This is a genomic window from Streptomyces sp. NPDC056169, assembly GCF_042268445.1.
Taxonomy (GTDB): domain Bacteria; phylum Actinomycetota; class Actinomycetes; order Streptomycetales; family Streptomycetaceae; genus Streptomyces.
Window position 1 is genome coordinate 168,524 of the sequence record NZ_JBHJUO010000016.1, and the last position, 20,656, is coordinate 189,179.

19 protein-coding genes and 1 tRNA gene are annotated in these 20,656 nt (G+C 71.3%); 10 read left to right on the plus strand and 10 right to left on the minus strand.

Annotated features, from left to right (window positions below):
- Window positions 1-70: 70 nt before the first annotated feature.
- A complete protein-coding gene (locus ACFC0G_RS26755) occupies window positions 71-598 on the minus strand; it encodes a gluconokinase (protein ID WP_376407497.1) in 528 nt (175 codons plus the stop codon).
- A 147-nt stretch (window positions 599-745) separates the two neighbouring features.
- Here ACFC0G_RS26755 and ACFC0G_RS26760 point away from each other — a divergent pair, with 147 nt between their 5' ends.
- The 4 genes from ACFC0G_RS26760 (at window position 746) to ACFC0G_RS26775 (ending at window position 5,045) form a co-directional block, all read left to right on the plus strand.
- Window positions 746-1,447, plus strand: a complete 702-nt coding sequence (locus ACFC0G_RS26760) for a FadR/GntR family transcriptional regulator (RefSeq protein WP_376407499.1) — start codon at window positions 746-748, stop codon at window positions 1,445-1,447.
- A gap of 299 nt (window positions 1,448-1,746) precedes the next feature.
- Window positions 1,747-3,207, plus strand: coding sequence for an amino acid permease (locus tag ACFC0G_RS26765; protein ID WP_376407501.1), 1,461 nt, complete (start codon window positions 1,747-1,749; stop codon window positions 3,205-3,207).
- A gap of 123 nt (window positions 3,208-3,330) precedes the next feature.
- Window positions 3,331-4,416, plus strand: coding sequence for an S-(hydroxymethyl)mycothiol dehydrogenase (locus ACFC0G_RS26770; protein WP_376407503.1), 1,086 nt, complete (start codon window positions 3,331-3,333; stop codon window positions 4,414-4,416).
- Complete coding sequence (locus tag ACFC0G_RS26775; protein WP_376407505.1) at window positions 4,416-5,045, plus strand: MBL fold metallo-hydrolase; 630 nt, start codon at window positions 4,416-4,418, stop codon at window positions 5,043-5,045. The genes ACFC0G_RS26770 and ACFC0G_RS26775 overlap by 1 nt, the downstream gene beginning before the upstream one ends.
- Here ACFC0G_RS26775 and ACFC0G_RS26780 read toward each other — a convergent pair.
- From ACFC0G_RS26780 to ACFC0G_RS26800, 5 genes are all read right to left on the minus strand, one after another.
- Window positions 5,029-5,955, minus strand: coding sequence for a pseudouridine synthase (locus ACFC0G_RS26780; protein ID WP_376407507.1), 927 nt, complete (start codon window positions 5,953-5,955; stop codon window positions 5,029-5,031). The two genes, ACFC0G_RS26775 and ACFC0G_RS26780, sit on opposite strands and share 17 nt — an antisense overlap.
- A gap of 50 nt (window positions 5,956-6,005) precedes the next feature.
- Complete coding sequence (locus ACFC0G_RS26785) at window positions 6,006-7,016, minus strand: aminoglycoside phosphotransferase family protein (protein WP_376407509.1); 1,011 nt, start codon at window positions 7,014-7,016, stop codon at window positions 6,006-6,008.
- Between the two features lie 2 nt (window positions 7,017-7,018).
- A complete protein-coding gene (locus ACFC0G_RS26790; RefSeq protein ID WP_376407511.1) occupies window positions 7,019-8,011 on the minus strand; it encodes a phosphotransferase family protein in 993 nt (330 codons plus the stop codon).
- Entirely contained in the window at window positions 8,008-10,500 is a 2,493-nt protein-coding gene (locus ACFC0G_RS26795; RefSeq protein ID WP_376407513.1) for a hypothetical protein, read from the minus strand. The genes ACFC0G_RS26790 and ACFC0G_RS26795 overlap by 4 nt, the downstream gene beginning before the upstream one ends.
- A gap of 116 nt (window positions 10,501-10,616) precedes the next feature.
- Window positions 10,617-10,704 (minus strand) — tRNA-Leu (locus ACFC0G_RS26800).
- Between the two features lie 210 nt (window positions 10,705-10,914).
- Here ACFC0G_RS26800 and ACFC0G_RS26805 point away from each other — a divergent pair.
- The 3 genes from ACFC0G_RS26805 to ACFC0G_RS26815 all read left to right on the plus strand — a co-directional run bounded on the left by ACFC0G_RS26805 (window position 10,915) and on the right by ACFC0G_RS26815 (window position 13,600).
- The gene (locus tag ACFC0G_RS26805; RefSeq protein ID WP_376407515.1) at window positions 10,915-12,240 is read left to right on the plus strand and encodes a M20/M25/M40 family metallo-hydrolase; all 1,326 of its coding nucleotides are present in this window, start codon (window positions 10,915-10,917) and stop codon (window positions 12,238-12,240) included.
- Window positions 12,241-12,368: 128 nt separating this feature from the next.
- Window positions 12,369-12,602, plus strand: coding sequence for a chaplin ChpH (gene chpH / locus ACFC0G_RS26810; protein ID WP_015032475.1), 234 nt, complete (start codon window positions 12,369-12,371; stop codon window positions 12,600-12,602).
- A 155-nt stretch (window positions 12,603-12,757) separates the two neighbouring features.
- Window positions 12,758-13,600 carry a chaplin gene (locus ACFC0G_RS26815; protein WP_376407517.1) on the plus strand — a complete coding sequence of 281 codons (843 nt, stop codon included), beginning with the start codon at window positions 12,758-12,760 and terminating at the stop codon, window positions 13,598-13,600.
- A gap of 55 nt (window positions 13,601-13,655) precedes the next feature.
- Here ACFC0G_RS26815 and ACFC0G_RS26820 read toward each other — a convergent pair whose 3' ends face one another.
- Window positions 13,656-13,844, minus strand: a complete 189-nt coding sequence (locus ACFC0G_RS26820) for a DUF5703 family protein (RefSeq protein WP_376407519.1) — start codon at window positions 13,842-13,844, stop codon at window positions 13,656-13,658.
- A 47-nt stretch (window positions 13,845-13,891) separates the two neighbouring features.
- Here ACFC0G_RS26820 and ACFC0G_RS26825 point away from each other — a divergent pair, with 47 nt between their 5' ends.
- Complete coding sequence (locus ACFC0G_RS26825) at window positions 13,892-14,575, plus strand: hypothetical protein (protein WP_376407521.1); 684 nt, start codon at window positions 13,892-13,894, stop codon at window positions 14,573-14,575.
- 63 nt (window positions 14,576-14,638) lie between these two features.
- Here ACFC0G_RS26825 and ACFC0G_RS26830 read toward each other — a convergent pair whose 3' ends face one another.
- Window positions 14,639-16,972 (minus strand): helix-hairpin-helix domain-containing protein, encoded by a 2,334-nt coding sequence (locus tag ACFC0G_RS26830; RefSeq protein WP_376407523.1) that lies wholly within the window; start codon window positions 16,970-16,972, stop codon window positions 14,639-14,641.
- On the minus strand, window positions 16,969-17,946 hold the full coding sequence (locus ACFC0G_RS26835; protein ID WP_376407524.1) for an aldo/keto reductase: 978 nt from the start codon (window positions 17,944-17,946) through the stop codon (window positions 16,969-16,971). The genes ACFC0G_RS26830 and ACFC0G_RS26835 overlap by 4 nt, the downstream gene beginning before the upstream one ends.
- A gap of 129 nt (window positions 17,947-18,075) precedes the next feature.
- Here ACFC0G_RS26835 and ACFC0G_RS26840 point away from each other — a divergent pair, with 129 nt between their 5' ends.
- Window positions 18,076-19,125: an LLM class F420-dependent oxidoreductase gene (locus ACFC0G_RS26840; RefSeq protein ID WP_376407526.1), complete on the plus strand. Its 1,050-nt coding sequence runs from the start codon at window positions 18,076-18,078 to the stop codon at window positions 19,123-19,125.
- Window positions 19,126-19,357: 232 nt separating this feature from the next.
- A complete protein-coding gene (locus tag ACFC0G_RS26845) occupies window positions 19,358-20,143 on the plus strand; it encodes a ferritin-like domain-containing protein (RefSeq protein WP_376407528.1) in 786 nt (261 codons plus the stop codon).
- A gap of 34 nt (window positions 20,144-20,177) precedes the next feature.
- Here ACFC0G_RS26845 and ACFC0G_RS26850 read toward each other — a convergent pair.
- A partial coding sequence (locus tag ACFC0G_RS26850; protein ID WP_376407530.1) for a CorA family divalent cation transporter occupies window positions 20,178-20,656 on the minus strand: 479 nt, incomplete at its 5' end.

Genomic DNA, 20,656 nt, shown 5'->3' on the forward strand with positions numbered 1-20,656 from the left:
GCGGTGTCGGGGGCGGATTCGGAAGCGATGCCGGAGATGTCGCGAGCGGTGTCGGGAGCCGCGTCGGGGATCAGCTGGTGAGCCGGCGCAGCGCGGCGACGGCCCGGGCGGCGATCTCCTCGGGGGTGCCGGTGACGTCGACGGCGACACCGGCCTCGTCGTCCTGCAAGGGCTGCAGGGTGCCGAACTGGGAGTCGAGGAGCGCCGTCGGCATGAAGTGCCCCTTGCGCGCGGCCATCCGCCCCTCGATGAGCTCCCGGTCGCCGGTCAGGTGGAGGAAGACGATGCCGGGCGCCGCGGCACGCAGCCGGTCCCGGTACGCCCGCTTCAGCGCGGAGCTGCTGACCACGCCGCCGAGCCCGGCCCGGTCGTGCGCCCACGCCCCGATGGCGTCGAGCCACGGTTCGCGGTCGGTGTCGTCCAGGGGGGTGCCGGCCGACATCTTGGCGACGTTCGCCGCCGGGTGGAAGTCGTCGCCCTCCGCGTAGGGGAGGGCCAGCGCCTCGGCGACCAGCGGACCGATCGTGGTCTTGCCGGTCCCGGCGACGCCCATCACGACGACGACTGTCCTTGTGCCGGGCTGGGGGGTGGTGCTCATGGGTGGTGCCTCGCTGTCTTCTTCGACATCGATCCGTCGCGCCCATGAAACCCATTGGGTACGACGTATTCAAGAGGCTGTGACATAAAAGTAGTACTTTTAATTCCCGGCGTGATCATCCACGCCCGCCCGCATAGGCTGGCCACCATGACGACACCGGCCCAGGGGCTTCATTCGCACGTCCTCGCCACCCTGGGTCTCGCGATCACCGCGGGGGAGTACCCGCCGGGCACCGTGCTGCGCACCGACGAGCTCGCCCAGCGCTTCGACGTCTCCCGGACGGTGGTCCGCGAGGTCGTGCGCGTCCTGGAGTCCATGCACCTCGTCGAGTCCCGCCGCCGCGTCGGCGTGACCGTGCTCCCCACCGCGAGCTGGAACGTCTACGACCCCCAGGTCATCCGCTGGCGGCTCGCCGGCGCCGACCGCCCCCGCCAGCTCCGCTCCCTCACCGTGCTCCGCTCGGCCGTCGAGCCCGTCGCCGCCGGCCTGGCCGCGCTCCACGCCACCCCCGAGCAGTGCCGTGAGCTCACCGAACAGGCCCTCGGCATGGTCGCCACCTCGCGCGGCCGGCGCCTGGAGGAGTACCTCGTCCACGACATCGCCTTCCACCGGGTCGTCCTCAACGCCTCGGGGAACGAGATGTTCGCCCGCCTCGGCGACGTCGTCGCCGAGGTCCTCACCGGCCGCACCCACCACCAGGTGATGTTCGAGGACCCCGACCCGGCCGCCGTCACCCTCCATGTCCAGGTCGCCGAGGCCGTACGGGAGCGGGACGCGCCCCGCGCCGAGGAGCTCACCCGCCAGATCGCGGTCGGCGCCCTCCAGGAGCTGGACGTCCTCGCCCCGTAGAAGCGCCGCGAGGCACAAGCGCCGCGAGGCACAAGCGCCGCGAGGCACAAGCGCCGCGAGGTACAAGCGCCGCGAGGCGAAAGCATCACGAGGTGAAGCACCACGAGGTGAAGCACCACGAGGTGAAGCACCACAAGCGCCGTCAAGCTCTGAACTAGCTCAAATATGGGCGTTCAGTGACATGCGCCACAGTCAGTGGGCGCTCCTTGCCGTGAGGATGTGCGCTGGCCGTGCCGGGGAGAACCCCCAGGAGGCACGGCCGGGTACCGCACTGCCCCCTCACGAAGGCGAACAACTCCATGAGTGACCGCGTCACCGCGGCCGAGCCGCTGTCCGCCGTTCAGGCGAGCCCGGCCGCAACCCCCCACGTCGACGCAGGCGACGCCGGATACCGCAAGGACCTCAAGTCCCGGCACATCAACATGATCGCCATCGGCGGCGCCATCGGCACCGGCCTCTTCCTCGGTGCCGGCGGCCGGATGTCCCAGGCGGGACCCTCCCTCTTCATCGCCTACGCCGTCTGCGGCGTCTTCGCCTTCTTCGTGGTGCGGGCCCTCGGCGAGCTGGTGCTCTACCGCCCCTCGTCCGGCGCCTTCGTCTCCTACGCCCGTGAGTTCATGGGCGAGAAGGGCGCCTACACGGCCGGCTGGCTGTACTTCCTCAACTGGTCGACCACCGCCGTCGCCGACATCACCGCGGCCGCGACCTACGCGCACTTCTGGGCGATGTTCAGCGACGTCCCGCAGTGGGTCCTCGCCCTGATCGCCCTCGCGGTCGTCCTCGCCGCCAACCTCATCTCCGTGAAGTACTTCGGCGAGATGGAGTTCTGGTTCGCGATCATCAAGGTCGGCGCGCTCGTCGCCTTCATGCTGATCGGCATCTTCCTCGTCGTGACCTCGCACGACGTCGGCGGCCACACCCCGGGCCTCGGCAACATCACCGACAACGGCGGCATCTTCCCGAACGGCATGATGCCGATGCTCCTGCTCATCCAGGGTGTCGTCTTCGCCTACGCCTCCGTCGAGCTGTGCGGCGTCGCCGCCGGCGAGACCGAGAACCCCGAGAAGATCATGCCGAAGGCGATCAACTCGATCATGTGGCGCGTGGGCCTCTTCTACGTCGGCTCCGTCGTCCTGCTCGCGCTGATCCTCCCGTACACCGCGTACACCGGCGACCAGAGCCCCTTCGTCACCGTCTTCGACAAGCTGGGCATCCCCGGCGCCGCCGGCGTGATGAACCTCGTCGTCCTCACCGCCGCCCTCTCCAGCCTCAACTCCGGCCTCTACTCCACCGGCCGCATCCTGCGCTCCATGTCGCTCGCCGGCTCCGCGCCCAAGTTCACCGGCGTCATGAACAAGGGCGGTGTCCCCTACGGCGGCATCCTGCTCACCGCGGGCTTCGGCGTCCTCGGCGTCGCCCTCAACTACGTCATGCCCGGCGAGGCCTTCGAGCTGGTCCTCAACTTCGCCTCGATCGGCATCATCGGCACCTGGGCCATGATCATGGTCTGCTCGCTGCTCTTCTGGCGCAACGCCCAGCAGGGCAAGCTGACCCGCCCCGGCTACAACCTGCCCTGGGCCCCGTACACCCAGATCGTGACCCTGGGCTTCCTCGCCTCCGTCCTCGTCCTCATGTGGATGGACGGCGGCGTCGGCCGCACCACCGTCGCCTGTCTTCCTCTCATCGCCGCCGCCCTCGTCGGCGGCTGGTTCCTGGTCCGCCGCCGGGTCCGCACGACGGCCGCGACGCACGGGCACTGAGACTCCCCCCACGGGAGCCGGCGAGTCCCCCACAGGCACCGCCTGCGGGGGACTCGCTATTTGTCAGGAGATAGTGGTACGCAAGAGCCTTACAAGATCCGGTCGGAGGAAGGGAAGTTCGCGATGCCGCAGCACGTCCAGGGGGTCATCGCCCCCGGCAGGAACGAACCGGTACGGGTCGAGACGATCGTGATCCCCGATCCCGGCCCCGGCGAGGCCGTCGTGAAGATCCAGGCCTGCGGTGTCTGCCACACCGATCTCCACTACAAGCAGGGCGCGATCAACGACGAGTTCCCCTTCCTGCTCGGCCACGAGGCCGCCGGAATCGTCGAGTCGGTCGGCGAGGGCGTCACCGACGTCGCGCCCGGCGACTACGTGATCCTCAACTGGCGCGCGGTGTGCGGTCAGTGCCGCGCCTGCCGGCGAGGCCGCCCGTGGTACTGCTTCGCCACCCACAACGCCAAGCAGCGCATGACCCTCCTCGACGGTACGGAGCTCTCGCCGGCGCTGGGCATCGGCGCCTTCGCCGAGAAGACCCTCGTCGCCGCGGGGCAGTGCACCAAGGTCGACCCCGCCGTCGCCCCGGAGGTCGCGGGCCTCCTCGGCTGCGGCGTCATGGCGGGCATCGGCGCCGCCATCAACACCGGGAACGTCGGCCGCGGCGACACCGTCGCCGTCATCGGCTGCGGCGGCGTCGGCGACGCGGCCATCGTCGGCGCCCGCCTCGCCGGCGCCGCGAAGATCATCGCCGTCGACATCGACGACCGGAAGCTGGAGACGGCGAAGACGATGGGCGCGACCCACACCGTCAACTCCCGCTCCACCGACGCCGTCGAGGCGATCCGCGAGCACACCGGCGGCTTCGGCGCCGACGTCGTCATCGAGGCCGTAGGCCGCCCCGAGACGTACAAGCAGGCCTTCTACGCCCGCGACCTCGCCGGCACCGTCGTCCTGGTCGGCGTCCCCACCCCCGAGATGAAGCTGGAGCTCCCCCTCCTCGACGTCTTCGGCCGCGGCGGCGCCCTCAAGTCCTCCTGGTACGGGGACTGTCTGCCCTCCCGCGACTTCCCGATGCTGATCGACCTGCACCAGCAGGGCCGCATCGACCTCGCCGCCTTCGTCACCGAGACCATCGGCCTCGGCGACGTCGAGAAGGCCTTCGCCCGCATGCACGAGGGCGACGTCCTCCGCTCGGTGGTGGTCCTCTGATGGCCGCCCGCATCGACCACCTCGTCACCTCCGGCACCTTCAGCCTCGACGGCGGCACCTGGGACGTCGACAACAACGTCTGGATCGTCGGCGACGACACCGAGGCGATCGTCATCGACGCCGCCCACGACGCCGAGGCCATCCTCGCCGCCCTCGACGGCCGCGCCCTGCGCGCCATCGTCTGCACCCACGCCCACAACGACCACGTCGACGCGGCCCCGGCGCTCGCGGCCGCCACCGGCGCCCGCATCCTGCTCCACCCCGCCGACCAGCCGCTGTGGAAGCAGACCCACCCCGACCACACCCCCGACGGCGAACTCGCCGACGGCCAGGTCCTCACGATCGCCGGCACGGACCTCACGGTCCTCCACACCCCCGGCCACGCCCCCGGCGCGGTGAGCCTCTACGCCCCCGAGCTCGGCACGGTCTTCACGGGCGACACCCTCTTCCAGGGTGGCCCCGGCGCGACGGGCCGGTCCTTCTCGGACTTCCCGACGATCGTCGACTCGATCCGCGAGAAGCTCCTCACCCTGCCCCCGGAGACGACCGTCCGCACGGGCCACGGCGACCCGACGACGATCGGCGCCGAGGCCCCGCACCTCGAGGAATGGATCAACCGAGGCCACTGAGAGCCAGCCGGCTCTCGAAACGCCTGACATCCCCCGTGAACGGGTCGGTGAACTCCAGCGTCCGCGCCAGCAGCTGAAGCGGCCGCGAGAAGTCCTCCGACCCGTCCTCACGGACGACGGGATAGACCGGATCGTGCAGGATCGGCAGCCCGAGCGCGTTCATGTGCACCCGCAGCTGATGCGTCCGCCCGGTGACGGGCACGAGCCGGTACCGGCCGAGCCCTCCCGCGTGCCGGAGGAGCTCGATCCGGCTCTCGCTGTTCGGCTCGCCCGGCACCTCCCGCGCGGCCATCACCCCGCGCTCCTTCTCGATCCGGCTCCGCACGGTCACCGGCAGCTCGACAGCAGGGTCGTACGGCGCCACCGCCTCGTACTCCTTGCGTACGAGCCGGTCCCGGAACAGCGTCTGGTACGCGCCCCGGTCCTCCTCCCGTACGACGAACAGCACGAGCCCCCCGGTCAGCCGGTCCAGCCGGTGCGCGGGCTGCAGCCGGGGCAGCTCCAGCTCCCGCCGCAACCGGGCCATCGCGGTCTCGGTCACGTGCCGCCCCCGGGGCATGGTCGCGAGGAAGTGCGGCTTGTCCACGACGAGGATCCGCTCGTCCCGGTACACGATCCCGATCTCGAAGGGGACCGGCACCTCGGCCGGAAAGTCCCGGTGGAACCAGAGATACCGCCCCACGGTGTACGGCTCGTCCCCGGTCACCGGCCCGTCGACCCCGACGAACCGGCCCTGCCGCAGCATCTCCTCGACCCGCCCGGCCCCGACGGCCGCCGCGTACCGGTCGACAAGATGCTCCCGCACCGTCGCCCACGCGCCGCCCGGATCCTCCGGCAGCCGCACCCGCACGGGATCGATCCCGTCCCGCTGGGGGAGCGGCGATGCTGGGGCCTTGGCTCTGCGTCTCACGGAGCCACGGTAGCGAGTGGCTCGCGGACACGGTCGGGCGCCTGCTGTGATCATTGCCGCGCGCGGCCGAGCCACACGGTCGCGGCATCCTCGATCTCGGCCACCGGGGGAGGCGGGCCACCGCCCCACTGCGGATACGCCGCGACGAGCTTCGCCCGGAGCTCCTCCGCCAGCCCCCGGCGCTCAGGTGCCGTTTCGGCCCTGGCGATACGTCGGCCCCACCGGACCGTGTCCACCACCGCGGACTTCATCTCCTCGTACGCGAGATAGAAAGCCAGCCCCGGCTGCCACGCCCTGCGGCACTCGGCAGGGGCGGCACGTGTCCAGCCGGTGACGATCCGTTGCCGGTCCGCCGTCGTGCAGGACGACTTGTGAAGGAGGTCCGCCAGGTCGTAGACCGGATCCCCCCACAGAGCGAGCTCCCAGTCGAGGAAGACCACGTCGGCGCGCTCGGTGATGATCATGTTCTTCCGGTGGATATCCGCGTGCAGCAGGCCAAACGGGCGCTCGGCCAGCTCACGCGCCGCGCGTTCCTCGAGCGGCCCGCACGGGTCCGCCGGGACGCCGAGCATTGCGTAGAAGCTCTCCAGCTCCGCGTCGGTGCGGCTGCGGATCTCCCGGACCAAGTCCAGGAGCAGACCGGCGAAGGCCGGAGTGTCCCCGTCGGCAGGCCAGTCCGCCGGCACGGGTGGAAGTGCGGAGGACGGCACCCGGAGCATCTCTCTGAACAGCTGCTCGACGCGGTCCAGGACCACGTCGGGGAGGGGCTTCCCGCCCTGCGCCACCTCGTCGACCCGGCGGCCCTCCACAAACTCGTGGATCTGGAAGCGGCGCTTCCTGTCCGCGTGTAGCAGCCGTGGCGCCGGCGAGACGTACGGACGGATCGCTTCCAGCACTGCGGGCTCGGACCAGAGGGTGAGGTCCATCTGCTCGGAACGGGAACCGGGTATCCGCACCAGAACCGGCCCGGAATCCGTCTCCATCCGCACGTTGCGGTTGTAGAAGCCGGCGAGCGCGTCCTCGCGCGTGAGTGCCTCTGCGTAGAGCGCTGTGGCGTCCATGGTTACCTCTCTACCCACGGCGCCAGGGTTCGAGCGACCCTTTCCTGCGTCATGTCCGGTGTCGCTCCCCAGACGGCGCGCGCGACGTTGAGTTTGCGCGCGAGCCGGCCCGTGAGGAACTCCTGGACGGACGGAGTCGCCCCGGCTAGCTGCTTCGAGTAGCGGACCGTGTCGACGATCGCCGACTTGATCCGCTCATGTGCCAGATAGAGATCGAGGTCGGCGGCCGGCCCCGCCGTCGAGGCGGAGGGGAGTCTGGCCCGCCACTCTCGGAAGGTCCTGGCACGCTGGTCGGGCGGGTAGTCCATCTTGTGGAAGTGGATCCCGATCTCGTACATCGGATCGCCCCACAGGGCCAGCTCCCAGTCGAGGAACCAGGTCAGTCCGTCCGAGACGATCATGTTCTTGCGGTGCAGGTCCGCGTGAAGGACGGTGAAGGGCCGAGAGACCAGCCCGTCCCAGTGCGGTTCGACGACCGCGAGCGGTTCGTTCGGGATGCCGAATTCCGCGAACACGGTGGCGTAGGCCTCCCGGTGGGTGTCGTAGACCTGCTGCGTCAACCGCGTGAGGAGTCTGCCGAAGCCTGCACTGTCACCGGATTCCGGCCAGTCGACGGGCAACGGGGGCGCCTTCTCGGCTGGAATGCGCACCAATTGCTCCATCACACCGACGACATCGGCGATCACATGCGTGGGGACGGCACTGCCCCGCGGAGAGAAGGTGTCGAGCACCTGCCCCTCGATGAAGTGGTGCACCTGGAACCGGGGATCCGAGGAGGCATGACGCAACTCCGGAGCGTGCCCCACGTACGGCCGGATGCAGGCGAGCACGTCCTCCTCGTCCCACACCCGGATGTCCATCGTGTCGGCGGCCGCCAGAGGGATGCGCACGTTGACCTTGCCCTCGGATGTCCGGAACCCCACGTTGCGGTTGTAGTAGCCGGCGGCGGACTCCTCCGATTCCAGCGCCCGCCCGTACAGCTCCAACCAGTTCACAAGGTCACCTCCAGGAACATCGACAGCACGGAGTCCGTACGGCGGTGCAAGGCGTCCAGAGGGTCGAGCGGCCGCACGGCGGGACGCGCCCGGGCCGCCGCTGCTGCCAGCTCGGGTTCGTCCAGCCCGATCCGCTCCGCGGTCCGGTGGATGGCCAGGATCAGCGAAGGGTAGACCTGGCAGGCCAGGAACTCGGCGGCCGCGTGCACGAGGAGGTCGCGCGTGGCCTGCCGGTCGCCCTGGCGCAGGGTCAGGAATGCCCGGAACATGTCGGCCCTGGCCCGTCCCGAGCGGTAGCCCGCACGGTCGAGGGCCTCGTTCGCATCGAGGAACGAGGACGTGGCCCTGTCGTACTGGCCAAGCCGGGTCTGTGCCATGGCGAGCGCCGTGTAGGCCTTGCCGAGCTCGTGTTGAGCGCCCAGATCGCGCTGCACCTCCAGGGCGGCCGCGGCCGCGTCGACGGCAGAGGCCGGGTCGGTGAAGGCGAGCAACTCGGCCCGGTTCGTGCGGACGTTGGCCAGCCCGACGACCGCGTTGGCGGCCCGGTACGCCGCCTCCGCCTCGTCCAGGAGGCGGGTGGAGCTGTCGAAGTCCATCAGGAATCGGTGGCCGAGGTGCATCAGACGCTTGAGATCGCCCCGGATGACTCCGTCCTCGGGTGAAGTGATCTCGTGTACCTCCTCCGCGAGGGAGAAGGCACCGGCGAAGTCGCCCTGCCACATCCGGATGTCGGCGACGCAGTACCCGGCTGCCGGCCGCGCCGGGCCCTGGTGCTCCACCCAGACGCGTTCGAAGATTGCGGCGGCCCTGTCGCTCTCACCGGCGATCCGACGGGCGTTGGCACCCGCGAGGGCGAGCCGCGCGGAGACGAGGGAGCGCACGGGTCGGTCCAGCTGCGGCGTGAGGTCGATGGCGGCCGCCGTGTGGCCGAGCTCTAGTTTGGCCTCCGCCTCCAGGCAGTCCGCCGTGTCCCGCAGTCCGGCAAACACCCCGTGGTCCGCATCCGCAGGCGGCGACGCGAGGTGGTCGCGCAGGTCCTTCACCATGCCGTCCACGGCTTGCCTGCCGCTCAGGGCGACAGCCCGGTCGGCGTGCCGCTGGATCTCCTCGGGCGAGATGTCCGCGGCGTGCAGCCCGTGGAAGACCGCCTCTCGCAGAGGGGAGCGCCGGGCCGCCGCGGATGTCCGCCTGCCCTGCTCCATCCGGTCCGCCAGGCCCTCCCAATGGGCCCGCAACGTGCTGTGGACGCTGCGCTGGACAGCCTGTGAGAGATGGCGGCGCAACGCTCCGATCATGAGCTGGTGCAGCCGGTACCAGCCTTCGGCCAAGGGGTACGCGAAGGAGTACGCCGTGAGAGATTCCCAGGTCAGGAGGTTCGCCGGCAGGTCGAAGGTCCGCCCCACGGCCTGGAAGACGCCGAAGTCGAAGGTCCTCGCCACGCTGAGCAGCTCAAGGATCCGGACCTCGTCCGGTGCCACGTGCTGCAGGAACCGCTGGACGATCTCTTCCGAGGTTCCCGCGTCCCCCAGCTGGGCCGGATTCTGCAGGTGGGTGTCCACCGCGAGGTGGAGGTAGAAGGGGACGCCGGCGCTCGCCTCGGCGATGGAGCGCTGTCGGGGGATCTGGGTGATCCCCGCCCGGGCGAGCAGATCCAGCCTCGCCGCCATGGGGAGCCCGTCGACATCGGCCCGGCGGATCACCGACTCCCAGTCCCTGTCGTACACAGCCCAGCGCAACGGCTCGCGGCTGGCCAGGACGGTGAGTCCGCCCTGGAGCTGACCGAGCAGGTCCCGCAGCCAGGCGTCCGAACCGAAACTGCGACCACCCGGGAGGGGAGTCGGTACGAGCGCCTCGTACGCATCCACGTACACGATGTACGGCTTGTCCGCCGCCTTCAGGTCTTGGGCGAAGAGATAGGAGACGGCGTGCCCGAGTTCCGCCGTGCTGAGACCGTCGAGCTCGTGCAGCGTGGGATCGGCTTCGATTCGCTGCCGTCGCTGACGGTTCTTGATCGCCCGCCCGGTGAGCCGTACGAGCCCGGCTGCCGTCCCGAAGACGGGCAGCCCCATGGCGTCGTCGAGGATCTTCGACAGGATGTCGCTCTCCTCGGCGAAGGGGGTGTTCTTCGAGTTCAGTTGTAGCTGAGGGTGCACCCGCTGCCACAGCACCGCGTAGGCGATGTCGAACCGGTCGAACTGGACGCCCTGTGCGCCCAACTCCATCCGGAGCACGGCGAGCGCGTCCTCCTGCTGCCGCATGGCCGGCAGTTGCAGGTCGAGGCGAGCGGTTCGGCAGTGCTCCGGGGTGCGGTTGCGTAACTCCTGAAGGAGCCGCGACTTCCCGATCCCTCCGACGCCGACCACGTTCAGGATCCGTGGGCCGTCCGCGAGGTCCCGCAGCTCCTCGTCGTAGGTCCCGAGGACGCTCTCCCGGTTGAAGAATTCCCGTTGTAGAGCCGACACCCGCCGGTACTGCGGTCTGATGGGCATGGTGGCTGTCCCCCCGACGTCGCCGTGCGCATACGAGGGGAAGGCTATAGGCATCGACGGCGACCCGACAGGCCATCCACATGCAGAAAGACCCCAGGAGGCCTGGGGTCTTTCGGTGGTGTCCGAGGGGGGACTTGAACCCCCACGCCCGATAAAGGGCACTAGCACCTCAAGCTAGCGCGTCTGCCATTCCGCCACCCGGACAAGGTGTCTTGTCTTCCGTGCCGCTCGGCCCTTCCGACGTGGAAAACAATAGCAAACATTCGAGGGGGTCGATCACCACCCCCTTTCGGCCTCCGTCGTGTGACGGCGGCATGTCGGCCGACCGTCGCCCTTGGGCGGCGAGGGGGCCACGCGGGAGGATGGGGGGAGATCACCAGGAACCACGTGGGGCACGTAGTGGGAGGAAGCAGAGTGAGCGAGTCGAACAGGGCGAAGGGCATCACCGGCGAGGACGAGGTCGTGGACCTCTGCCGCGACCTCATCCGCATCGACACCAGCAACTACGGCGACCACTCCGGCCCGGGCGAGCGGGCGGCGGCCGAGTACGTCGCCGAGAAGCTCGCGGAGGTCGGACTCGAGCCGAAGATCATCGAGTCGCACAAGGGGCGGGCCTCCACCGTCGCCCGGATCGAGGGCGAGGACCCGTCCCGCCCGGCCCTGCTCATCCACGGCCACACCGACGTCGTCCCGGCCAACGCCGAGGACTGGACCCATCACCCCTTCTCGGGGGAGATCGCCGACGGCTGCGTCTGGGGCCGCGGCGCCGTCGACATGAAGGACATGGACGCGATGACCCTCGCGGTCGTCCGCGACCGGATGCGCAGCGGCCGCAAGCCCCCGCGCGACATCGTCCTCGCGTTCCTCGCCGACGAGGAGGCCGGCGGCACGTACGGCGCCCGGCACCTGGTCGACAAGCACCGTGGTCTCTTCGACGGGGTCACGGAGGCGATCGGCGAGGTCGGCGGCTTCTCCTTCACCGTCAACGAGAACCTGCGGCTCTACCTGGTCGAGACGGCCCAGAAGGGCATGCACTGGATGCGGCTGACCGTCGAGGGCACGGCCGGCCACGGCTCGATGACCAACGACGACAACGCGATCACGGAGCTCTGCGAGGCCGTCGGCCGGCTCGGCCGCCACCAGTGGCCGGTCAGGGTGACCAAGACCGTGCGGTCCTTCCTCGACGAGCTCTCGGACGCGCTGGGCACCCCGCTCGACCCCGAGGACATGGACGGCACCCTCGCCAAGCTCGGCGGCATCGCCAAGATGGTCGGCGCCACCCTGCGCAACTCGGCCGCCCCGACGATGCTCGGCGCCGGCTACAAGGTGAACGTCATCCCCGGCCAGGCCACGGCGCACGTCGACGGCCGCTTCCTGCCCGGGTACGAGCAGGAGTTCCTGGCCGACCTCGACCGGATCCTCGGTCCGAAGGTGAAGCGCGAGGACGTGCACGGCGACAAGGCCCTGGAGACCAGCTTCGACGGCGCCCTGGTCGACGCCATGCAGCTGGCGCTGCGCGCCGAGGACCCGATCGCCCGCGCCGTGCCGTACATGCTGTCCGGCGGCACCGACGCCAAGTCCTTCGACGACCTCGGCATCCGCTGCTTCGGCTTCGCGCCGCTCCAGCTGCCGCCGGAGCTCGACTTCGCCGGCATGTTCCACGGCGTCGACGAGCGCGTGCCGGTCGACGGCCTGAAGTTCGGCGTCCGCGTCCTGGACCGTTTCCTCGACGCCTGCTGAATTCGCCCACCCTTTCGCATGTGACCGGAAAGAGTGAATGCACTCGGGGGCTCGTAGCCCCCTCCATTCCCCCTCGTTACAGGTGGTGCGGTCCGCGGCTGGGATCGCATTGGCAACTAGGAGGAATAATGATCAAGAAGGTCGTCGCTGCTGCGGCTGCCACTGGCGGTCTCGTTCTCGCGGGTGCGGGCATGGCCGTTGCCGACGCGGGCGCTCAGGGTGCCGCCATCGGTTCCCCCGGCGTGCTCTCGGGCAACGTCGTCCAGGTTCCCGTTCACGTCCCGGTGAACGTGTGCGGCAACACGGTCTCCGTGATCGGCCTGCTGAACCCCGCCTTCGGCAACACCTGCGTCAACGCCTGACGTTGTGCCTCGCCCCGTGAGGGTGTGAGCCGGTCCGGCCCCGGAGTGCGTGCCATGCACTCCGGGGCCGGTGGCTATTTCCGCCCCGGGTTCTCCACCCGGTGGCGCTCTTTCGAAGCCGAGCAGGCGAGAGCCGAAAAGGCAGGGAACAAGCTATGCGACAGGTCACGCGCAAAGGTCTCATCACCGTCGCGGCCGCGGGCGGCGTTTTCGCCGCCGTCGGTGGCGGTTACGCGCACGCCGATTCCGGCGCGAGCGGTACGGCAACGAATTCCCCGGGCGTAGCGTCCGGAAACTCCGTCCAGGTCCCGGTACACGTACCGGTGAACGCCTGCGGGAACACCGTCAACGTCGTCGGACTGCTGAATCCGGCGATGGGCAACAAATGCGCCAACACCTCCAAGCCCGGCAAGCCGGGCGGCGGTTCCTCCGCCGGCGGGCACACGAGCAACTCTCCCGGCGTGGGCTCCGGCAACACCGTGCAGGTGCCGGTCGACGTCCCGGTGAACGTCTGCGGCAACAGCGTCACGGGCATCGGCCTGGGCAACGCCGCCGCGGGCAACGACTGCGGCAACGGCATCGAGCCGACGCACCCGGGCAACCCCGGGAATCCGGGGAATCCTGGTAATCCGGGCAACCCGGGGAATCCTGGGAACCCGGGCAACCCCGGCAACCCTGGGAATCCGGGTAACCCTGGCAACCCCGGTAACCCTGGGAATCCGGGCAATCCCGGCAACCCGGGTAACCCTGGGACTCCGGGCAACCCCGGCAACCCCGGTACTCCGGGCACGCCCGGTACCCCCGGCACTCCGGGAAGCGAGGGCGGCCCGCACACTCCCGGTGCGAACACGCCCGACACCCACGGCCTCACGCAGCCGCGTGCCGTCGAGGAGCTCGCCGAGACCGGCTCCGGCCCGCTCGGCGTGATCGTTCCCGCGGGCGCGGGTCTGCTGCTCGCCGGTGCGCTGATCTACCGCCGCTCCCGCACCGCGGCCTGATCCCACCGCACCACGCACGGGGGCCCCGCACACGGCGGGGCCCCTTCTCGTCGTCCTACCAGGTCGCCCGGATCTGGCGGATGATCCGCCGCTTCAGCCGTACTCTGCGGCTCCCGTCCCGGTGCAGGCTCAGGCGCTCCAACTCCCAGTGTCCGTACTCGGCATGGTCGGTCAACAGCCGCGTCGCCTCCTTGCGGGAGACACCGCGCGGCACGTACACGTCGACAAATTCGTATTCCGGCATCGCATCTATTGTGCGGGCACGGGCCTGCTACGGATAGCGTGCGTCCCATGTCTGATGCTGCGCAGCCCACCGCTGCCGAGGTACGTGCCGCCGCCGAGGCGGTCAAAGCCGCACTGGACCGTCACCTCGCGGCGGTCGAACGCCGCACGGGGGACGACGACACGGCCGTCTACGAGGCCTTCAACGCCCTGGCCGCGGCCGCCGAGGAGTACGACGAACTCCTCTACGACCGCTACGACGAGGTCACCCCCTTCGAGATCCCCGGAGCGGACGGCGCCCTGCCGCCCTACGCCGGACCTGACGAACCTCATGCCCTCAGCCTCCTGATCCGCCGCGACTACGCCGTGGCGGAACCGCAGCGCCTGCTCGCCCAGGCGCGGCGCGTCGCCGAGCTCGACGGCGAGGAGGACACGACCGGGGCGGCGGGCAAGGCCGGCGTCTCCCCGCTCGCCGCGCTCGGGGTGCTCTTCGGCGAGTACGAGCCCGACGAGATCGCCTCCCGGCACAAGGAGTTCGGCCTGGAGGAGGGCGACTCCACGCTCTGGGTCACCGCGGCCGAGGAGCTTCCGGAACCGGGGGAGTGGCTCAACGCCCCCTTCGAGCACGCCGATCCGGAGCGGATCATCTGTCGCTTCGACGTGAGCTCCGTCTTCGACGAGCAGGACGACGAGCACGAGCACGAGGACGATGACGAGGTCGCCGGGGACGGGCCCGTGGCCGTCGGCTCCTGAGGAGACGGCGGAGGGCCGGGACACCACAAGGGTGTTCCGGCCCTCCGCCGCTTTCTCCCGGTCCTACTCCTCGGGCGTGGCGAGGAGGCCCTCCAGGAGCGGCCGCAGCCGCGTGGTGCGCTCCGGGGCGACCCCCTCGGCCACCGCGCGGGCCAGCGCCTGGTCCACGCCGTGCACGACCGACAGATGGCGCTCCGCCCGGCCGAAGGCCGTGTACACCCACGCGCGGCTCAGGCCCGCCGCGGCGTCCCCGGGCAGCACCACGACCACCGCGGGCCAGCGCGCCCCGGCAGCCTGGTGCGCGGTGAGCGCCCAGCCGTGCCGCAGCGCCGACTCCACGCGCTCCTTCGGTACGAGCAAGGCCTCGTCCCCGCACCGCAGTCGCAGGCCCTCGGCGTCGGCCGACAGGACCGTCCCCGTCACCGTCCGCCCCGGCACGGGCGCGTACGCCACCCGGTCCCCGGGGTCGTAGCCGCCGAAGCGGCCGGGGCCGGGGTTGAGCCGCTGCTTGAGGGCCGCGTTCAGCGCGCGCGTACCCGCAGAGCCGCCGTGGCCGACCGTGACCACCTGGGTCTGCTCGGACGGCACACCGATCGCCCGGGGCACCGAGTCGGCCACGAGCTGGACGGTACGGTGCACGGCCTCGCCGGCGTCCCGCACGGGGACGATCACGACCTCCTTGCCGGGCGCCTCGACCTGGTTCAGCTCACCGACGCCGATGCCCGACACGAGCTCGCCGAGCGGCCCCGGGTCGGGCACGCGCGAGGCGATCCGCGGGCACACCCGGGCGGCGAGCGCGTCGGCGAAGACCCGGCCCGCGCCCGGCGCCCCCAGGACCTCGGGGTCGCCGCTCAGCACCAGCCGGCAGCCGTCCGGCAGCGACTCCACGAGCATCGCGGCCGTCTCCACGTCGAGCTGCGGAGCGTCCAGGACGGCCAGCAGGTCCAGGGCGAACGCGCCGTCCTCGTCACGGCCGGGACCGGCGGTCCCGGAGAGCAGCGCGGCCGCCGTCACCGCGTCCGCCCCGGCGTCGCCGAGCGCCCGCAGCCCGTCCTCCGCGTGGACCGCGAGCAGCGCGCGCAGGCCCCGCTCGCGGGCCGCCGCGACCAGCGCGACCGGTTCGGCGCGAGCCGCCTCGCCGCCCGTGTGCAGGACGAGTCCGTGCTCCCCGGCGGCGCGCTCCAGCTCGGTGCCCTCCCAGGTGCCGGCGGTGGCCGTCCTGACGATCCGCGCGAGACCGTCGGCGAGGCTCTCCTCCGCCAGCGCGTACCGGTCGAGCCCGAGCAGGACGGGCGTGGCCGGCTCCTCGGCGGCCTCCGCCTCCGCCGCCTCGGCCGCGTCGTCGTGCTCGTCCTCGTCCGTGCCGGGCTCCTCCGCCGTCTCCTCCTGGAAGACGAGGACGGCCGCTTCGGAGACCGCCGTCTCGATCGCCTTGTCCGGATCGGGCACCGTGTGCCGGGCGAGTCCGGCGCGCACGGTCTGGAGCTCCAGCGCGGTGTGTCCCTGGAGCGCGGCCTGCTCAAGGACCCAGACGGTGAGGGCGACGGTCCGGCGCGGGTCGTCGGGTCCGCAGGCGCCGCCGAGCAGCGCCCGCGCGAAACCGTCCGCCTGCTCCGGTCGTACCCCGGGCACGGCGAGCAGCTGCCAGGGGTCCTCGCGCAGTGCCCCGGCGGCGCCCTCGCCGAGCGCGGCGGCGACCTGCCCGGCCAGCGTCTCGGGCGCGCCGCCCTGGGCCAGTACCTCCCGCACGGCCGCCGTGGTGCCGGGCGCCGGAACCGGCGCCGCGTCCTGGACGGGGGGCCGCACGGTCGCGGCGGGGGCGGCCTCGGGCGCGGGGCGCCGGGGCGCGGGCTCCGGTGCCTCGTAGAACGCGCTGCCCGCGGCCGCGCCGCCCTCGACGGCCCGGACCGCCGCGAGGAGGTCGGCCGCCGTGCCGCTCAGCTTGGCGCCGCTCGCGACGGGCCCCTCCTTCTCGGCCTTCCGGGCCTCGATCCGGGCCCGCAGCTCGCGCTGCGCGGCGAGCTCGGCCTGCGCGTCGCTCAGCTCGGGCGTGTCGGAACCCTGAGCGGCCTCGGCGCCCTCGGCCACGACGCCGTCCGCCTCCGCTTCGGAAGCCTCAGAGGCCTCAGAGGCCTCAGAGGCCTCAGAGGCGTCAGAGGCGTCAGAGGCGTCAGAGGCGTCAGAGGCGTCAGAGGCGTCAGAGGCGTCAGAGGCCTCGGAGACGGCGGAGGCGTCGGTGCCCTCGTCGTTGTCGGAGGCCTCGTCGGCTTCGGCGCCCTCTCGTACGTCCTCGGCGGGCTCCTCGGAGGGCTCCTCCGCAGGCTCCACGGCCTCGGGGACCTCGGGTTCCACGGCCTCGGGTGCCTCGGGCGCGGTCTCCCCGGCAGGCTCGGTCACAGGGTGCTCCAGTCGTGATCCGGATAGCGGTGCACGGGCGCCGACACATCGTCCAGCGCCCGGCAGATCTCGTCAGGAAGACTAAGGCTCTCCACCGACAACGCGGCCGTGAGCTGCCGCGCCGTGCGCGCGCCGACGATCGGCGCGGTCACTCCCGGCCGGTCGCGGACCCAGGCGAGCGCCACCTCCAGCGGGGTCGTGGCGAGCCCGTCGGCGGCGGTCGCGACCGCGTCGACGATCCGGCTCGCCGCCTCGTCCAGGTACGGCTCGACGAAGGGCGCCATCGTCTCCGACGCGCCCCGCGAGTCCGTGGGGGTGCCGCTGCGGTACTTGCCCGTCAGGACCCCGCGGCCGAGGGGCGACGAGGGCAGCAGACCTATGCCGAGGTCCAGGGCGGCGGGCAGCACCTCGCGCTCTACGCCCCGCTGGAGCAGCGAGTACTCCAGCTGCGCGCCCGCGAGCCGGGTCCGGTCTCCGCCGAGCTGCCAGGTGCCCGCCTTGGCCAGCTGCCAGCCGCAGAAGTTCGCCACGCCCGCGTACCGCGCCCGCCCGCTCCTTACGGCGATGTCGAGTGCCTGGAGGGACTCGTCAAGGGGCGTGCACGGGTCGAAGGCGTGCAGCTGCCACAGGTCCACGTGGTCGGTGCCGAGCCGCGCGAGGGAGGCGTCGAGCGCGGCGAGCAGATGCCCGCGCGAGCCGTCGGTGCGCCGGTCGAGGTCCGCCACGCTGCCCGCCTTGGTCGACAGGACGAGGTCCTGCCGGGGCACCAGGCGCTCCATCAGCCGCCCGAGCAGATACTCCGCTTCGCCCCCGCCGTACACGTCGGCGGTGTCCACGAGCGTGCCGCCCGCGTCCCAGAACACCTTCAACTGCTCGGCGGCGTCGTGCTCGTCGGTGTCCCGCCCCCAGGTGAGCGTGCCCAGTCCGATGCGCGACACGCGCAGGCCGGTACGTCCGAGATGCCTCTGCTCCATGGCCGCGAGATTACTGGCCAGGGCACCACGCGGAGAGAGCCTGTGGACAACCGGCCCCTGACGGATGGCGGAACCGCGCGCTAGAGTCCGGCCCACAGGGACGTTACCGATGGGTAAGGGGTGTGTGGAATGCGGCTCGGCATCAACCTCGGCTACTGGGGCGCCGGAATGGACGGCGACAACCTCGCCGTCGCCCAGGAGGCGGACCGCCTCGGCTACGACGTGTGCTGGGCCGCCGAGGCCTACGGGTCGGACGCCCCCACGGTCCTCGCCTGGGTAGCGGCGAAGACGGAACGGATCGACGTCGGCTCCGCGATCATGCAGATCCCGGCGCGCCAGCCCGCGATGACGGCGATGACCGCCGCCACCCTCGACTCGCTCACCGGCGGCCGGTTCCGCCTCGGCCTGGGCGTCTCCGGCCCCCAGGTCTCCGAGGGCTGGTACGGCGTGAAGTTCGACAAGCCGCTGGCCAGGACCCGCGAGTACGTCGAGATCGTCCGCCGCGCGATGTCCCGCGAGCGCCTCAGCTACGAGGGCGAGCACTGGACGCTGCCGCTGCCCGACGGGCCCGGCAAGCCCATCAAGCTCACCGTCCACCCGCAGCGCGAGCACATCCCGCTCTACATCGCCGCCATCGGCCCCAAGAACCTGGAGCAGACCGGCGAGATCGCCGACGGCGCGCTGCTGATCTTCCCCTCCGCCGAGCACCTGGAGGAGACCGCGCTCCGGCACCTGCGCGCGGGCCGCGAGAAGGCCGGGCTGACCATGGACGGCTTCGACGTCTGTCCGACCCTGCCGCTCGCCCTCGGCGAGGACGTCGGCGGGCTCGCGGACGTCTTCCGGCCGTACACCGCGCTGTACGTCGGCGGCATGGGCAGCCGCAAGCAGAACTTCTACAACCAGCTCGCGCAGCGCATGGGCTACGAGAAGGAGGCCGCCGAGATCCAGGACAAGTACCTGGCCGGCGACAAGGCGGGCGCCGCGGCCGCCGTGCCCCACAGCCTGATCGACCAGACGACCCTGCTCGGCTCCGTCGAGCGGATCGCCGAGCGGATGACGGGCTACGCGGAGGCCGGGGTCACCACCCTCACCCTCGCCCCGGCCGGGTTCACGCTCGACGAGCGGCTGGCGGCCCTGCGGGCGGGCGTCGAGGCGATGGAGCACGCGGGACTCGCGTAACCCCGCAGGGCGTCGTGGAGTGGGAGTGGTCTGCGGCCGTGGTGGGGGCTCGGGGGTCTTCCCCGCCACGGCCGTCACGCAGCACAACGCTCCACGGCGCCCCTCGGTTACGCCTCCGGGTCTCACTCTTTCGGCCGAGTCGTCCGGCCCTCCTGTTGCCCTTCGCCCCGGACCGCATTTGACTCGTTGTTCCGGGGGCGACGAAGTGCGGTTACGCACGGAGGTGGCGGCGATGCTCACGGCCAAGAGCCTGTTCCAGGAAATCATCGACGACGACGAGTCCTTCCGGCTCTTCTGCTCCATCGCCGCCAGCGGCGAGTCCCAGGGCGGCTGGGAGAACGCGCGGATCGCGGCCCTCGTCGCGCCCGGCATGCGCGGGCTCGCGCCCAAGATCACCCGGCACGGCGCCGACGAGGACAAGCACGGCCGGATCTTCAACGCCCTGATGAAGAAGCGCGGCCTCGAACCCGTCCCCGTGCCGCCCGAGGCCGATTACACGGCGCTGCTCGAACAGCGCGGGATCGGCCTCGCCCACGACAAGCTGCGCCGCGACGAGCCGCTGACCGAGGCGGACATCATCGTCTACCTCGCGCACAGCCGGGTCACCGAGCAGCGGGCCGCCGACCAGATGGACATGCTCGTCACGTACTTCGGGGACCATCCCGAACTGGGCAAGGCCATCCACATGATCGACAACGACGAGGCGAACCACCTCGCCTACTGCCACGAGGAGCTGCTCCGGCTGGCCCGCGAGGGCCACGGCCGGCTCATCCAGCGCACCCTGCGCGAGTCCGCGCTCGCCGAGATCCAGGTCTACCGCGACGTCAGCCTCGCCGTCATGGGCCACATGGGCCGCATCCTGCGCTGGCCCAAGCCCAAGGCGGCCGTCCTCGTCGCCGGGATCCGCGGCATGTACGCGTACGAGCGAGCCGCCGGCTGGCACAAGATGGTCGACCTGCGGATGCCCGAGCGGCGCGACGCCCTCGGCGGGCCCGTGACCCCCGCCCCCGCCTTCTGAGGGCGCGGGGCTCACCGCGGGCGCCGAGCCGCCCTCACAGCCAGCCGCGCCGCTTGAACTGCCGGTACAGACCGGCGACGATCCCCGCCATCACGGCGATCAGCGCCGGGTACGACCAGGTCCAGCTCAGCTCGGGCATGTGGTCGAAGTTCATGCCGTAGATCCCCGCGATCATCGTGGGGACCGCGGCCATGGCGGCCCACGCCGAGATCTTCCGCATGTCGTCGTTCTGCCGCACGCCCATCTGCGCGAGATGGGCCGAGAGCACGTCGGACAGCAGCCGGTCGAGCCCCTCCACCTGCTCGTTGGAGCGCAGCAGATGGTCGTTGACGTCGCGGAAGAAGGGCTGGGCGTGCTCGTGGACGAACGGCACCGAACCGGCCGTCAGCCGGGCGAGCGGCCCCCCCCGCGGGCCGCGCGCCCCCCCGGACACCCGGACCTGCCGCGTAGCGGTGTGGATACGCGCCGCGGGGGTAGTCGCGGTGCCGGCGGGCGGGGCGAACACGTGCGCCA

Bases quoted from the DNA above. Each gene is read 5' to 3' on its own strand.
- ACFC0G_RS26755 (WP_376407497.1), bottom strand. From the start codon at position 598: ATGAGCACCACCCCCCAGCCCGGCACAAGGACAGTCGTCGTCGTGATG.
- ACFC0G_RS26760 (WP_376407499.1), top strand. From the start codon at position 746: ATGACGACACCGGCCCAGGGGCTTCATTCGCACGTCCTCGCCACCCTG.
- ACFC0G_RS26765 (WP_376407501.1), top strand. From the start codon at position 1,747: ATGAGTGACCGCGTCACCGCGGCCGAGCCGCTGTCCGCCGTTCAGGCG.
- ACFC0G_RS26770 (WP_376407503.1), top strand. From the start codon at position 3,331: ATGCCGCAGCACGTCCAGGGGGTCATCGCCCCCGGCAGGAACGAACCG.
- ACFC0G_RS26775 (WP_376407505.1), top strand. From the start codon at position 4,416: ATGGCCGCCCGCATCGACCACCTCGTCACCTCCGGCACCTTCAGCCTC.
- ACFC0G_RS26785 (WP_376407509.1), bottom strand. From the start codon at position 7,016: ATGGACGCCACAGCGCTCTACGCAGAGGCACTCACGCGCGAGGACGCG.
- ACFC0G_RS26795 (WP_376407513.1), bottom strand. From the start codon at position 10,500: ATGCCCATCAGACCGCAGTACCGGCGGGTGTCGGCTCTACAACGGGAA.
- chpH (WP_015032475.1), top strand. From the start codon at position 12,369: ATGATCAAGAAGGTCGTCGCTGCTGCGGCTGCCACTGGCGGTCTCGTT.
- ACFC0G_RS26815 (WP_376407517.1), top strand. From the start codon at position 12,758: ATGCGACAGGTCACGCGCAAAGGTCTCATCACCGTCGCGGCCGCGGGC.
- ACFC0G_RS26820 (WP_376407519.1), bottom strand. From the start codon at position 13,844: ATGCCGGAATACGAATTTGTCGACGTGTACGTGCCGCGCGGTGTCTCC.
- ACFC0G_RS26825 (WP_376407521.1), top strand. From the start codon at position 13,892: ATGTCTGATGCTGCGCAGCCCACCGCTGCCGAGGTACGTGCCGCCGCC.
- ACFC0G_RS26835 (WP_376407524.1), bottom strand. From the start codon at position 17,946: ATGGAGCAGAGGCATCTCGGACGTACCGGCCTGCGCGTGTCGCGCATC.
- ACFC0G_RS26840 (WP_376407526.1), top strand. From the start codon at position 18,076: ATGCGGCTCGGCATCAACCTCGGCTACTGGGGCGCCGGAATGGACGGC.
- ACFC0G_RS26845 (WP_376407528.1), top strand. From the start codon at position 19,358: ATGCTCACGGCCAAGAGCCTGTTCCAGGAAATCATCGACGACGACGAG.